This is a genomic window from Streptomyces sp. NPDC060035, assembly GCF_042736635.1.
In the GTDB taxonomy this organism is placed as follows: domain Bacteria; phylum Actinomycetota; class Actinomycetes; order Streptomycetales; family Streptomycetaceae; genus Streptomyces.
In genome coordinates this window covers 1-14,325 of sequence record NZ_JBHWVO010000010.1, presented here as the reverse complement: position 1 = coordinate 14,325, position 14,325 = coordinate 1, and the positions used below count along the sequence as shown (strand labels likewise).

At 69.8% G+C, this 14,325-nt stretch carries 13 protein-coding genes and 2 rRNA genes; 11 read left to right on the top strand and 4 right to left on the bottom strand.

Going from position 1 to position 14,325, the window contains the following annotated elements:
- Positions 1-108: 108 nt before the first annotated feature.
- The 6 genes from ACFWBQ_RS17530 to ACFWBQ_RS17505 all read left to right on the top strand — a co-directional run bounded on the left by ACFWBQ_RS17530 (position 109) and on the right by ACFWBQ_RS17505 (position 7,324).
- Positions 109-417: a hypothetical protein gene (locus tag ACFWBQ_RS17530; protein ID WP_014047394.1), complete on the top strand. Its 309-nt coding sequence runs from the start codon at positions 109-111 to the stop codon at positions 415-417.
- Between the two features lie 180 nt (positions 418-597).
- On the top strand, positions 598-1,467 hold the full coding sequence (locus tag ACFWBQ_RS17525) for a hypothetical protein (protein WP_385489227.1): 870 nt from the start codon (positions 598-600) through the stop codon (positions 1,465-1,467).
- A complete protein-coding gene (locus ACFWBQ_RS17520) occupies positions 1,457-2,827 on the top strand; it encodes a hypothetical protein (RefSeq protein WP_385489225.1) in 1,371 nt (456 codons plus the stop codon). The genes ACFWBQ_RS17525 and ACFWBQ_RS17520 overlap by 11 nt, the downstream gene beginning before the upstream one ends.
- On the top strand, positions 2,824-4,374 hold the full coding sequence (locus ACFWBQ_RS17515; RefSeq protein ID WP_385489222.1) for an SCO6880 family protein: 1,551 nt from the start codon (positions 2,824-2,826) through the stop codon (positions 4,372-4,374). Before ACFWBQ_RS17520 ends, ACFWBQ_RS17515 begins: the two co-directional genes overlap by 4 nt.
- Before the next feature lie 30 nt (positions 4,375-4,404).
- Positions 4,405-5,823, top strand: a complete 1,419-nt coding sequence (locus ACFWBQ_RS17510) for an ATP-binding protein (RefSeq protein ID WP_385489218.1) — start codon at positions 4,405-4,407, stop codon at positions 5,821-5,823.
- A gap of 1 nt (position 5,824) precedes the next feature.
- Entirely contained in the window at positions 5,825-7,324 is a 1,500-nt protein-coding gene (locus tag ACFWBQ_RS17505) for a type VI secretion protein (RefSeq protein ID WP_385489214.1), read from the top strand.
- 31 nt (positions 7,325-7,355) lie between these two features.
- On the opposite strand, the gene ACFWBQ_RS17500 is transcribed toward ACFWBQ_RS17505, so the two are convergent.
- The gene (locus ACFWBQ_RS17500) at positions 7,356-7,907 is read right to left on the bottom strand and encodes a GNAT family N-acetyltransferase (RefSeq protein ID WP_385489211.1); all 552 of its coding nucleotides are present in this window, start codon (positions 7,905-7,907) and stop codon (positions 7,356-7,358) included.
- Between the two features lie 54 nt (positions 7,908-7,961).
- Positions 7,962-9,062: an FAD-dependent monooxygenase gene (locus tag ACFWBQ_RS17495; RefSeq protein WP_385489209.1), complete on the bottom strand. Its 1,101-nt coding sequence runs from the start codon at positions 9,060-9,062 to the stop codon at positions 7,962-7,964.
- Between the two features lie 158 nt (positions 9,063-9,220).
- On the opposite strand from ACFWBQ_RS17495, the gene ACFWBQ_RS17490 reads away from it, so the two are divergent.
- From ACFWBQ_RS17490 to ACFWBQ_RS17470, 5 genes are all read left to right on the top strand, one after another.
- A complete protein-coding gene (locus ACFWBQ_RS17490; protein ID WP_385489206.1) occupies positions 9,221-10,186 on the top strand; it encodes a GntR family transcriptional regulator in 966 nt (321 codons plus the stop codon).
- Between the two features lie 102 nt (positions 10,187-10,288).
- A complete protein-coding gene (locus ACFWBQ_RS17485) occupies positions 10,289-11,227 on the top strand; it encodes an ATP-binding cassette domain-containing protein (RefSeq protein WP_385489204.1) in 939 nt (312 codons plus the stop codon).
- Entirely contained in the window at positions 11,224-12,009 is a 786-nt protein-coding gene (locus tag ACFWBQ_RS17480) for an ABC transporter permease (protein WP_385489201.1), read from the top strand. The genes ACFWBQ_RS17485 and ACFWBQ_RS17480 overlap by 4 nt, the downstream gene beginning before the upstream one ends.
- A gap of 31 nt (positions 12,010-12,040) precedes the next feature.
- On the top strand, positions 12,041-13,300 hold the full coding sequence (locus ACFWBQ_RS17475; RefSeq protein WP_385489198.1) for a sensor histidine kinase: 1,260 nt from the start codon (positions 12,041-12,043) through the stop codon (positions 13,298-13,300).
- Positions 13,297-13,962, top strand: a complete 666-nt coding sequence (locus ACFWBQ_RS17470) for a response regulator (protein WP_385489196.1) — start codon at positions 13,297-13,299, stop codon at positions 13,960-13,962. The genes ACFWBQ_RS17475 and ACFWBQ_RS17470 overlap by 4 nt, the downstream gene beginning before the upstream one ends.
- A 94-nt stretch (positions 13,963-14,056) precedes the next feature.
- Here the strand turns inward: ACFWBQ_RS17470 and rrf are convergent.
- Positions 14,057-14,173, bottom strand: a 5S ribosomal RNA gene (rrf, locus tag ACFWBQ_RS17465).
- A 79-nt stretch (positions 14,174-14,252) separates the two neighbouring features.
- Positions 14,253-14,325 (bottom strand): 23S ribosomal RNA (locus tag ACFWBQ_RS17460); the annotation flags it as partial.

The window sequence follows — 14,325 nt, the reverse complement described above, 5'->3', positions numbered from 1 at the left end:
AGAGACACGGGAAGGCGTCGTGCTGAGCCGGATTCATCAGCGAAGATAGAGGGTGACCCGTGCCGTACGGCACGGGCGGCGAACTACCCAACAGGGGCGGTGACTTACATGATCCTGGCAGCCGAAAAGGGCGACATCACCACCATCATCGGCGGAATCGCCCCGAACTGGGGGCCGTTCGGGACCCTGGGCAACGAGGCACGCATCATGATCGAGGTGGTGATGGCGGTAGCCATCCTGCTCTGCCTCGGCATCGCGATCTGGGGTGCGGCAAAGCAGCGCATCGGCGCGACGGCCCTGCGTGACACCTTCAGTGCGGAACAGGGCAAGGGCCTGATCGTGGCGGGCCTGACCGGAGTCTTCATCATCGGCTCCCTCGGCACCCTGTTCACGATTGTGTACGGGATGGCTGTCTGACCTGCTTGTCGGCCTCCCTGCCCCGGGCTGTCCCGCCCACCCCACACCACCCGTCCGTCGTGCCCACCGGCAGAGGTTGCGTCCCCTGATGTCGAGTCACCACACCGCGCCCACGCGGGAACCAGCACAGCTACCGTCGTACTACGCGGAACTGCACACGGCTGAGGGGGCGGACGCGGCATGAGCCAGGGCGACGAACGCGGATACGGTGACGAACCGGGCGACCGTACGGATGATGCGTACAGCACGCTCGGCGGCACGCGCCAGACCCGTACGCGGCTTCCCGACGGTGACGAGGGCGACGGCTACGGACGCCGGCCTGCCCGGAACTCCCGCTCGCTGGTCATGATCGTGGGCGTGGTCGTTCTCCTCATCGCTGCTATCGCGTTCGCGAACCAGAGCGGGAACGGGGACGAGGGTTCCGGCGGCAGCGGAAAGGAACCGCCCGCCGCCGGTGCAGGGCCCACAGCTGCGACGGGCACGAAGCCGGTGCAGGGCAACGGCGGCACGATCGCGTCGGGCTTCGCGCATGACGAGCAGGGGGCGCAGAGCGCGGCGGCGAATTACGGAGTGGCGCTGGGCTCGGCGGAAATGTTCGACGAAGGCAGCCGCCGCGAAATCACAGCCGCTGTGTATGCCCCTGACGTAGCCGCTGCACGGCAGGGTGACCTCGACAAGGCGTACTCCGGCAAGGAATTCCTGACGAGGATCGGACTCAACGCCGACGGCACCCCTCCAGCAGGCCTGACCTTCATCTCACGAGTGAGCCCTGTCGGATCCAAAGTAGAGAAGTTCGGTGGCGACACGGCGAGCGTCGCCGTTTGGTACTCCGCTCTGTTCGGTCTGGCCGGCGAGGGGTCCAAGAACCCCGTGTCCGAAGGCTGGTACACGACCACCTACGAACTGAGTTGGGTCAACGGAGACTGGAAGGTCACCGACTTCACGCAAAGGGACGGCCCCGCACCGGTCGGGCGCGACCAGGCTGCCTCCTCTGCCGAGGAGATGGCTGACGCCGTGGAACAGTTCGGAGGGTTCACCTATGCCCGATAAGCAATCCCGCCGAGCGCTCTCGCTCTCGGCAGCCCTCAGCACCATCCAGGTTGCTGTCGTGCTGCTCGCGAGCCGGGCCACAGCTGCCCCCTCGCCGACGCCGACTCCCTCGCCCAGCGCAAGTAACAACGCGTGTGACCTGATTCGTGGTCCCGCCAAGGACTACTGCGAAGGCGGCGAAGGCGGCGGCAGCCCATCGCGCCGCGCCCCCACCGTCACCGACGACGCCCTCGACCCCCTCTCCTCCCTCGCCCGCGGCTGCGCCGACGCCGCGTCCTGGACCGTCGGCAAGCTCAGCGAGGCCGTTGAGGGCACCGCCACCGTCGACTTCACGAACCAGCGGTTCCTCCAGCAGTACGCCGTCGTCTTCGCGGCCTCCACCATCCTCACGCTCGTCCTGTGGCTGCTCGCCGTCGCCAAGCGCGCGATCCGCGGCGTTCCGCTGACCACCGCGATCTCCGAGGCCATCGGCTTCCTCTGGCTGACCGTCCTGGCCTCCGCGTTCACGCCGCTCATCCTCTACACCGTCGTCTCCGCAACCGACGGCGTCACCGAAGGCATCGCGACCGCTACCGGCGGCCAGACCGACGTCTTCTTCGGTTCGTTCGCCGAGGCGCTCAAGAAGGGCACGGACATCGGCGGCGGGCCGATCATGCTGATCGTCGTCTCGCTCGTGTCGATCCTCGCCGCCGGAATCCTGTGGCTGGAGCTCGTCATCCGGGCCGCCCTGCTCTACGTCGGCGCCCTGCTCGGTGTCGTCGTCTACGCCGGGCTCGTCGACAAGAACATGTGGGGCCATGTCCGCCGCTGGGCGGGCATCATGATCGCCGTGATCATGGTGAAGCCCGTCATCGTGATCGTGCTCGGACTGGCCGGCGCGCTGTCCGAGGACGACGGGCCGAACGCCATGTCCGCCGTCGTGTCCGGCCTCGCCATCATCCTGCTGGCCATCTTCGCCTCCGCCATGATCTACCGCTTCGTCCCCGGCTTCGGCGACGAGATCCAGGGCGCCCGTACCAACCGCAAGCAGGCCACCGACGGCTCCCAGGCAGCCGCGCTGATCAGCTCCCCGGCCGCTCTCGTCTCCCAGGGCATCAAGACCCACAGCGGACGCGGCGGCGGCGAGGGAGGCGGTGGAGGCGGCGGTGCCCGCCCCGCCAACCCCGCCAGCGGCGGTGTGGCCGCGCACAGTTCCCGCGGATCCGGGGGCGGGGTCGGCGGCGGATCTGTCCCCTCCGCCGCACCTCCGCCCCGCAGCGGGTCCGGACCCACCTCCGGGACCCCCCACGGCAGCCGCTCCTCGCGAGGCGGCGGTTCAGGCAGCACAGGTAGCACGAACACAGGAGGTGGAGGGCGTTGACGACCCAGTCCCACACGATCGCGCCCCGCCGTACGTATCTCATCGGCCGCGCCCGGCCGAATGCGATCGTCGGCAAGAACCGTGAGACGGGCGAGATCGCGCTGATCATCGCCGGGGCGTTCCTCGGCATGATGAGCGGGCTCCTCGTCCCGGCCCTCTCGCTGCGGATCGTGGCCCTCATGGGCTTCCCCATGCTGGCCCTGGCCGTCGTGTACGTCCCCTACAAGGGCCGCACCTTCTACAAATGGTTCGAGATCAACCGCAGCTTCAAACGCACCCTGCGCCGCGGTACGGCCTACCGTTCCACCGCCATGGAGGCGGGTGTCGGTTCCGACGGGCGTGAGGTGGAGGTCGGCCCGCCGCCCGGAATCGGGCGGATCAGCTGGCTCGCCGCGCCGTTCGGGCCGGACGAGATCGCCGTGCTGCTGCACGCCGACCGCCGTACCGTCACCGCCGCGATCGAGATCGAGGGCCCCGGCGTCGGCCTGCGCGACAGCGAGGACCAGGAGGCTCTGGTCGACAGGTTCGGCACCCTGCTCAAGCACGTGGCCAACGGCGACGGCTTCGTGACCCGCATTCAGATGCTGGCCCGGACGCTGCCCGCGGACCCCGACGCCCACGCGAAGGACGTCGCCCAGCGCGGCGACAAGGCGGCACCGGGCTGGCTCCAGGAGTCCTACGAACAGCTCCAGTCGATGGTCTCCACCTCCAGCGAGCAGCACCGCGCCTACCTCGTCGCCTGCATGCACTACAGCCGCGAGCTGGCCGCCGAGGCCAACGCCATGGCCCGCGCCGCCCGCCCCCAGGGACGCCGCAAGCTCGACCGTGACGCCGGGCTCGCCGTCGTCATGGCACGCGAGCTCACCGACATCTGCGCACGTCTCGCCGAGGCGGACATCCGGGTCCGTCAGCCGCTCGGCCAGAGCCGGCTGGCCTCGCTCGTGCACTCGATGTACGACCCGGACCACCCCATGGACCACATCCAGGCCATGACGAAGCGCAACGCCTGGCCGGCGGAACTGGACGCGGTCGAACCGACGTTCCTGCAGGCCAAGACCCGTGAGTCGACGACCCGCGCGCCCTGGTGCCACGCCACGGCCTGGGTGAAGGAATGGCCGATGACGCCCGTCGGCGTCAACTTCCTGGCCCCTCTCCTCGTACACACGCCCGACGTCATCCGTACGGTCGCGGTCTGCATGGACCTCGAGCCCACGGAGGTCGCCATCGAGCGGATGCTGACGGAGAAGACGAACGACGAGGCCGAGGCGAGCCGCCAGGCCAAGATGAACCGCACCGTCGACCCCCGCGACATCGCCGCGCACGGCCGGCTCGACCAGCGGGGTGAAGATCTGGCGAGCGGCGCAGCCGGAGTGAACCTGGTGGGGTACATCACCGTGTCGTCCCGGTCGCCCGAAGCCCTCGCCCGCGACAAGCGGACGATCCGGGCCTCGGCCGGCAAGTCGTATCTGAAGCTGGAGTGGTGCGACCGTGAGCACCACCGCGCCTTCGTGAACACCTTGCCGTTCGCCACCGGCATCCGCCGCTGACCACCAACCGAGAGGCAGGGCAGTCACGCCATGCGAGACCCGCTGTCCGCGTTGTCGGATGCCTTCACCGCATTCCTGTTCGGGAAGGTGGAGACGACCCGGCTGCCGGTCCGTACGTCGACGGGCCAGGCCCAGGCCGTCTACCTGCCGACCGCCGCGCCCGGCCTCGGCGACTCCGGCGTGATCATCGGGCGTGAGGTGTACTCCGGCAAGGGCTACATCTACGACCCCTTCCAGCTGTACGGGCAGCAGCTTCCCGCCCCGCACTGGCTGGTGCTCGGCGAGTCCGGCAACGGCAAGTCCGCGCTGGAGAAGACGTACGTGCTGCGCCAGCTCCGCTTCCGCGACCGCCAGGTCGTCGTCCTGGACGCCCAGGGCGAGGACGGGGTCGGCGAGTGGAACCTCATCGCCCAGGAGCTGGGTATCACCCCCATCCGGCTGGACCCGACCGCCGCACTCAACGACGGGATCCGGCTCAACCCGCTCGACCCGTCGATCACCACGACCGGTCAGCTCGCCCTGCTCCGCACGATCATCGAAGTCGCCATGGGTCACGGCCTCGACGAGCGTTCCGGCTTCGCGCTCAAGGTCGCCCACGCGTACGTGAACGAGACCATCACCGAGCGCCAGCCGGTCCTGATGGACATCGTCGAACAGCTGCGCCACCCGAAGCCCGAGTCCGCCGAGGCGATGAACGTCGACATAGACGACGTACGGGCCTGGGGCCTGGACGTCGCCCTCGTCCTGGACCGGCTGGTCGACGGTGACCTGCGCGGCATGTTCGACGGCCCGACGACGATCGGCATCGACCTCGACGCACCGCTGATCGTCTTCGACCTCTCGCACATCGACCGCAACTCCATCGCGATGCCGATCCTGATGGCGATCGTCGGCGTATGGCTGGAGCACACCTGGATCAGGCCCGACCGGAAGAAGCGCATCTTCCTGGTCGAGGAGGCCTGGCACATCATCAACTCGCCCTTCGTGGCGCAGCTCTTCCAGCGACTGCTGAAGTTCGGGCGACGGCTGGGGCTGTCCTTCGTGGCGGTCGTCCACCACCTCAGCGACGTCGTCGACGGGGCCGCGGCGAAGGAGGCGGCGGCCATCCTGAAGATGGCCTCGACGCGGACGATCTACGCCCAGAAGGCCGACGAGGCCAGAGCGACGGGCAAGGTGATCGGTCTGCCCAGGTGGGCGGTCGAGATCATCCCGACGCTGACCCCGGGCATCGCCGTCTGGGACGTCAACGGCAACGTACAGGTCGTCAAACACCTGATCACCGAGGCGGAACGCCCCCTGGTCTTCACCGACCGCGCGATGACCGAGGGCTCGACGTCCGAGATGCTTCCCGAGGACGTACGGGCTGCCGAGCTGGAGGCGGAGCAGCGGGCGGCGCGGATCGAGCACCAGCACCGGCTGAACGAGTCGTCCGAGTCGACGGTGGCATGACATGGCACGCCAGGCACCATCCCGTGCGGAGCGCAGCGGCGAGGGACAGGGCGGGGTCCCGGACGGCCTGCTGATCGGCCTTCTGGCCTTTCTGTTCGGCCTGACCATGCTGGCCTGGACGGCCACGGGGCTGGCCGGACTGTTCGCGCACGGGGCCTGGCCGACGGGCGTCACCTTCCCGCGGACGCCGCTGGCCCTGCGTGCACTGGCTGTCGAACCGCAGAACCTTCCGGCGGCCTGGCCCGGCACACCGGCGGGCGAGCTCTCCGGGTACGGCTTGTTCTGGGGCCTGTTCATCGGCGAGCTGATGGTGCTGGTGGTCCTGACGGTGTTCGTCGTGGGCGTGGTGGCCCGCTGGCGGATGGTGCGGAAGCGGAAGGCAACGGCGGTCGGTCCGTACGAACCCGAGCGCGAGCCCGTAGAGCGCGCAGAGCCCGAGCGCGTACGCCGCCCCGAGCCCGTACGTCCTGTTGCGCCGGACCCTGCGTTCGTCGAGCCGGCCCCCGCCCCCGTACGCGAGTACGAGCGCAACCCCGCCACCGCACCCGTCCCGTCCCCCCGCACCCCCCTCCTCGTCTACGGCACCGCCGCCACCCGCCGCCCCACCGTCGTCCAGGCCATCCGGGAAGCCGACGGCCCCGCTCTTGTCATCACGTCCGACCCGACGGTCTGGGCCGAGACGAAGGACGCCCGCAGCAAACTCGGCCCGGTCCTCGTCTACGACCCGGGCCACCTCTGCGACACCCCGGCCCGCCTCCACTGGGCGCCCACCGCCGGCTGCGAGGAACCCGCTACCGCAGCAGCGCGGGCCGCGGCCCTGCTCGCCCCGGTCCGCCCGTCGGCCAGGGCCGACAGCGCCATGGCCGACACTGCCGAAACGCTTCTGCAGTGCTGGCTGCACGCCGCGGCGGTGGACGGCCGCCCCTTCCGCCAGGTCCACCGCTGGGCATCCGGAGGCAGCGCCCATGAACCCGTGCGCCTGCTCCGTACCCACCCCAAGGCCGCCTCCGGACTCGCCGGACTGCTGGAGTCCGCTCTCACCGCGTACCCGGAACGCCGCGAGAGGGCGCAGGAACTGACGGTACGGGCCTTCGCGGCCCTCTCCTCGGTCCACATCCGCGAGGCCTGCACACCCAACCGAGCCGATTCGCTCGTACTGGAATCTTTTGCGGGTGAGGGGGGAACGCTCTTTGTGGTCGGCGAACCCATCGAGGATCCACGCCACCGTCCCGGTGCGATGCCCCTGCTCACCGCACTCGCCTCACACGTGGTCGAGCACGGCCGCCGCATGGCCGCACGGTCAACCGACGGTCGGCTCGACCCACCAATGACACTCGTCCTCGACGACGTCGCGGCCGTGGCTCCGCTTCCCCGGCTCCCGGAGCTGCTGTCGACCGGCGAGATCCAGGGGATGCCCACCCTGGTCCTGCTCCGCTCGCAGGAACAGGGCCGGGCCCGCTGGACACAGCAACTGCAGCTCCCGGGGACCGGAATCCGCTGACACGGCTGAAATCACCCGGCCCGCTGCGGGGTTACTCCCGCTCGATCACGTACTCCAGTTCGCGCGCGTCCGGATCGTCCGGCGCGGGCACGGTGCGCCCCGACGGCACGAAGCCGAACCTCCGGTAGAACGCGGCGGCCCGGGGGTTGTGCTCGTGGACGTACAGCCGCACCCGTTCGACACGGGGTCCGGACAGCGACCAGGCCCAGTCGACAGCCGACCCCAACAGCGCGTCGGCCACCCCGCTGCCCCGCGCCTCGGGCCGCACGAACACCCCCACCACATGCGCCTGGTCGACCTCGGCCGCCTCCCCGAAGCGCACCTCCTGGGCCGGCCGCTCCACGAGCACCGAAACGGTACCCACCCACCGGCCACCGGGGGCCTCGGCGACGAACTGCCGCACCTGCGCACCCTCGCCGGCGTCCGTCGTCCGCCGGCGCCAGAACGTGTCGGGCATGGCCAGCGCATGCTCGTACGTCTCCGCGAACGCAACCGACGCGACAGGATCCTGCAGGGCGGCCAGCCGGATTTCCCTGGCCGAAGGCCATTCCTCGGCCCTCACCGCTCGTACGACGTGTTCCATCCGGCGATGGTGCCGCGCCGCACCCGCCCAGGCAAACGGGATTGCACCGGCACCTCAGCCGTCCAGCGTGAGGGCGTTCTTGGCGCGCGCGACGGACTCCTCGGAGGCAGGACCGCCGGGGTTCTCGGTGGCCAGGGCCTGGTTGAGGGTGACGAAGGGGCGCATCCGCTCCTCGTAGCGGGCGTACGCGGCGGTGTGGTCGCCCTGCGCCCGGGCAAGGGAGTCGGCCAGCACATGGGCGCCCACGAGAGCCAGGCTGGTTCCCTGCCCCGAGAGCGGGGAAGGGCAGTAGCCGGCGTCGCCGAGCAGGGTCACCCTGCCCCGTGACCAGTGGTCCATACGGATCTGGGCCATGGCGTCGCAGTAGAAGTCGGACGCCTGCAGCGCCGCCCTGGCCAGACGGGGCCCTTCCCACCGCAGGGACGCGAGCCTGTCCACCACGAGGCGCCGAAGCGCAGCGGTGTCGTGGGTGAGCGGGCCGGACTCGAAGCCGAAGGCGATCCTGAGCTCGGTGTTCTCGCGTACGGGCATGATGCCGAAGCCCACGTCGCCGTCGCGCAGCCACATCTGCCAGTCGTCCAGGCCAAGGAAGTTGTCCGCGCGGAACACCGACAGATAGCTGCCCAGATGGTGCGCGAAGCGCTCCTCCGGCCCGAATGCCAGACGCCGTACCGCCGAGTGCAGACCGTCGGCCCCGACGACGAGATCGAAGCGGCGGGACGGCCCGTGCTCGAAGCCGACGCGCATGCCGGACCCGTCCTCGTCGAGCGCGGTGATGCTGTTCCCGAAGAGGTACTCGACGCCTTCCTGCGTGTGCTCGTGGACGAGGTCCACCAGGTCGTCACGCAGCAGCTCGATGTCGTCGCTGTCGAGCCGGCCGCTGCTGAAGGTCGCCTCCGTGGACCGGTGGATCTCCTGGCCCTCCGGATCGAGCACCGACATCCCACGCATGCGGGTACGCACCTGCCGCGCCCGCTCCAGCAGGCCCATCCGCTCGACCACATCGAGTGCGACACCCCGCACGTCCACGGCCTGCCCACCGGCGCGGGGGCCCGTCCCGCGTTCGACGACGGTGACCCCGAAGCCGTGGCCGCGCAGCCGGTGGGCGAGCGCGGGTCCGGCGATTCCGCCGCCGGAGATCAGAACAGTGTGCATCAGAAGCTCCTCTCGTACGGTGTACGCAACGGAACGTACGGCGTACGCGCGAGCGCATCAACTGGGCATAAGGCCTCTCTGCACTAGGGCAGTTGCCACCCTTCCAGCGTCCTCGCTGCTACCCTCTGCACTAGTACAGGAGAGAGAGGCCCGAGAGCGTGACGAAGCCCACAGGCGTGAGGGAAGAACCGCCCTACCTGCGCATCGTCGCCGAGATCCGCCGGCGCATCCGGGACGGCGAACTGACCCCCGGGGACCGCGTCCCCTCAACCCGTCAGATCGCCAGGGAGTGGGGCGTCGCCCTCGCCACCGCCACCAAGGCCCTGACCACCCTGCGCCTGGAAGGACTGGTCGAGACCCGGCCCCGGACCGGCACCGTCGTCGCCGCTGCCGCACCCCTCACGGCGCCCCGCAGGCGTCAGCCCGCTGCCCCGTCCTCCGAGCAGGAACTGACCCTCGAGCGCATCGTCCGCACCGCCGTCGACATCGCCGACACCGAGGGGCTCTCGGCGCTCTCCATGCGCGGCATCGCGGCCCGGCTCGGAGTCGCCGCCATGTCGCCCTACCGGTACGTGCCCAGCAAGGACGACCTGGTGCTGCTGATGGCCGACGCCGCATTCGGCGAGAAGTTCTACCCCGCCGACATTCCGCAGGGCTGGCGCGCCCGCGCCGAGCTGGGCGCGCGAACCCTGTGGGCCCTGCACCGCAAGCACCCGTGGCTGGCCCAGCTCGACTCCCTCACCCGCCCCTTGCTGGTGCCCAATCTGATGGTCCACGGCGAATGGTCCCTGAGCGCCCTCGACGGCCACGGCCTCGCACCCACCCAGCTGTTCGACATCCACGTACTGCTCTACAGCCACGTCCAAGGCCTGGCGGTGCACCTGGAGCGGGAGGCGAACGCCGCGGCCACCTCGGGCCAGTCGGAGGACCAGTGGATGGACAGCCGCGCCCCCGCCCTGAAGAACCTGGTGGATTCCGGCCGCTTCCCCACCTTCGCCAAGGTGGTCAGGGCCTTCGACGACGGCTACGACCTGCGCCTCGACACACTCTTCGAGCTCGGCCTCAAGGCCCTCCTCGACGGGCTGACACCCCTCGTCGAAGGACAGGCCCCACTCCACGAGTAGCGGCAGCCCCGCCCTGCGCGTCGTACCCCGGTACTACGGCACCTCCCTCATCCCGCCCCCGGTCGGACGCCCACCGGGCGCCCGCTCCGTAGCGTCGGACGCATGATCAGGGCATACGAACTCAGCAAACGCTACGGAGACACCACCGTCGTCCAGGACCTCGACTTCACGGTCCGGCCCGGCACCGTCACCGGCTTCCTCGGCCCCAACGGCGCCGGGAAGTCCACGACCATGCGCATGCTCCTCGGCCTGGACGCCCCCACCCGCGGCCGTTCAACAGTCGGCGGGCGCGCGTACGCCACCCACAGCGCACCCCTCACCGAAGTCGGCGCCCTGCTGGAAGCCCGTTCCGTCCACCCCGGCCGCACCGCCTTCAACCACCTCATGGCGCTCGCCCACACGCACGGCATCCCGCGCAGCCGCGTCGAACACGTCCTCGACCTGGCCGGCCTGACCGCGGTCGCCCACACACGCGTCAAGGGCTTCTCGCTCGGCATGGGCCAACGGCTCGGTATCGCCGCCGCACTGCTCGGCGACCCGGCCACCCTCATCCTGGACGAACCCGTCAACGGCCTCGACCCGGAAGGCGTGCTCTGGATCCGCAACCTGCTCAAGTCCCTTGCCGTACAAGGCCGCACGGTCTTCGTCTCCTCACATCTGATGAGCGAGACGGCACTCACCGCCGACCACCTGGTCATCATCGGACGCGGGCGGCTCCTCGCGGACACCACGGTCGCCGACTTCGTGGCCACAGCGGGCGGCGCCTCGGTCACAGTCGTCACCCCGCAGGCACCCGCGCTGCGCGCACTCCTCGGGGGACCCGGCATCGACATCACCCAGAGCACGGGCGCGGACCTCGGAGAGCTGGAGATCCGCGGCACGGACGCCGCACACATCGGCCGCCTCGCAGCCGCCCACGCCATCCCGCTGTACGAACTCACGCCGCACACCGCCTCCTTGGAACAGGCCTTCATGGACCTCACGCAGGAGTCGGTCGAGTACCGGATCACCGCCCCCGAACCGGCCGGAGTCCCCGCATGACCACCGCCACCAGCCATGCGTACCGCGTCACCCCGGCCCGGATCCTGCGCTCCGAGACGCACAAGCTCCGGACCCTGCGCTCCACTTGGATCACCCTGGGCTCCGCCGCCGCCCTCGTCCTGTCCGTCGGCATCGTCATGGGAGCGACCTACACATCCGACGGCGGCGACTCGGACGTCGACACGGTCATCCTGGTCCTCTACGGCTCCACACTCGGCACGCTCTGCACCGTGGTGCTCGGCATCCTGGTCACCGCGGGCGAGTACTCGACCGGCATGATCCGCGCCTCGCTCACCGCGGTACCCCGCAGGCTCCCCGTCCTGTGGGCCAAAGCAGCGGTCTTCACCGTCACTGTCTTCGGCGTCATGGCCGCCGCCGCACTGATCACCTTCGCCGCAGCCCAGCTCCTCCTCCACGACACCGACCAGGCCGCCTCCCTCACCGAACCGGCCGTGCTCGGTGCGGTGCTCGGCAACGCCACCGGAACCACGCTCCTGAGCCTGATCGCCCTCGGACTCGGCGCACTGATCCGCTCGGTACCGGGCGCGATCGGTGCGTTCATCGGAGGCGTCATGGTCCTTCCGGAGGTCCTGACCATGCTCCCGTACGACGCGGTGGAAACCGCCGTCCGCTACTTCCCCACCCAGGCCGCAGGCGTCCTCGGCTCCGCCACCCCGCTGCCCGACGCCGCACCCGTGGGCGGAGCCCTGCTCGCCCTCGTGCTGTGGTCCGCGGCAACCCTCGGAGCGGCAGCCCTGCTCCTGCGGCGCCGCGACGCATGACGCCGGGAGAACCGGGGGCGAGGATGGACGGGTGAAGGACGACGATACGAACCGGCTCGCGGGCTCCACCCCGCTCACCGGGCACATCCAGCGCCTGCTCCAGCGCATCCGCGCGTACGACCGGCGGCGCCCCGCCGTCTGGAACGGGCTGCTGGCGACGTTCTGGGTGCTCTTCGCCGTACTCGACATCTCCTCGGGCGGCTGGCGCACCGTCGCCGTCGACCCGCACGTGCCGGAACCGCTGGTGCTCACGATGAGCGTGGCGTTCTCCGCCCCGCTGCTCTGGCGCCGCAGCCGTCGTCCTCTGGCCGTGCTCGTGTTCATGGCCCCGTTCTCCCTGATCAACGTCTGGACGGGGGCGGTCGTCCAGGCCGTCTTCCTCCAGGCGATCGTGGTCTTCAACATCGCCGTCCGGCTGCCGATGCGTTCCCTGGCATGGTCCGGCGCGATCGTGATCACCCCGCTCGTGATCGCCTCGGGCCACTTCCCGAAAGCCTGGGACCGGCTCTTCCTCCCGCATCTCTGGGCGTTCGCGTTCGCGGCCCTGCTCGGCATCGTGGTCCGTACGCGCAAGGAGTACACCGAGGCCCTCGTCGACCGCGCCAACCGTCTCGAACTCGAACGGGACCAGCAGGCCCGGCTCGCCGCAGCCGCCGAACGCACCAGGATCGCCCGGGAGATGCACGACATCATCGGCCACAACCTGTCCGTCATCACGGGCCTCGCGGACGGCGGCGCCTACGCTGCGGCCAAGAGCCCCGAACGGGCCGCCCAGGCCCTGGACGCCATCGGCACCACCAGCCGCCAGGCCCTCGCCGAACTCCGCCGTCTGCTCGGCGTCCTGCGCGACCACCCCGCCGAAGCCGACCGCACCCCGCAGCCCACACTGGACGACATGGACGCCCTGCTCGCGGGTGTACGGCGAGCAGGCCTCCCGGTACGTCTGCACCGTCGCGGCACCCCGCCGGCCGAAGCACCCACCGCCGGAAGGCAACTGACGGTCTACCGGGTGGTGCAGGAGGCCCTGACCAACACGCTGAAGCATGGCGGCATACACCCGGCTTTCGCGGCAGAGGTCACCCTGACCTACCGGGCGACGGAGCTGGAGGCCCTGATCACCGACAACGGAACCCCATGCCCCGAACCCGTCCCGCTCGACGGCACCGGGCAGGGAATCACCGGGATGCGCGAACGGGCATCCCTCTACGACGGCACACTCGAAGCGGGCCCACCCGCCGCATCCGGCTGGCAGGTACGGCTCCGGCTCCCTCTGGAGGACTCCCCCTCGTGACGACCGTGCTCATCGCCGACGACCAGGCGATGCAACGCTTCGGCTTCCGCATGCTGTTGGAGAGCCAGGACGACATGACGGTCGTCGGCGAAGCCGCCAACGGCCACGAGGCACTCCACCTGGTCGCCCGGCATCAGCCGGACGTCGCGCTGATGGATATCCGGATGCCATTGCTGGACGGCATCGAAGCCACCCGCCGCATCGTCAGGGCCGGTGCCTCCACCCGCGTCCTCATCGTCACCACGTTCGACCTCGACCGGTACGCGTACGACGGGCTGCGGGCCGGCGCCAGCGGCTTCCTGGTCAAGGACGCCCTGCCGGAGGAACTCCTCTCCGGCATCCGGGCCGTGGCCGGCGGTGACGCGGTGGTCGCCCCGAGCCTGACCCGCCGGCTCCTGGACGCGTATGTACAGCATCTGCCGCCGGCCCCGGGCCAACCCGCCACCCAGGACCCACGGATCGCCGCCCTCACCGAGCGCGAAAGGGAAATCCTCACCGTCATAGGCCGGGGCTGGAGCAACACGGAGATCGCCGAACGGCTCCACCTCGCCGAATCAACCGTGAAGACGCACGTCACTCGCATCCTCGCGAAGACAGGAGCGAGAGACCGAGTCCAGGCGGTCATCCTGGCCTATGACACCCATTTGGTGACCCCGGCCTGACGTCGAACCTGTTTGACGGCTGACGGCCCGGAAAAGGGTGGTGAACGCAGAAAAGCCCCGTGCCACAAGGGCACGGGGCTTTCCCGGAATAATTGTTCGGCGGCGTCCTACTCTCCCACAGGGTCCCCCCTGCAGTACCATCGGCGCTGAAAGGCTTAGCTTCCGGGTTCGGAATGTAACCGGGCGTTTCCCTAACGCAATGACCACCGAAACACTATGAAATTAACCAACACCGGATGAAAACACGGCCGTTCGTTATTTCAGAACTAACACAGTGGACGCGAGCAACTGAGGACAAGCCCTCGGCCTATTAGTACCAGTCAGCTCCACCCGTTACCGGGCTTCCACATCTGGCCTATCAAC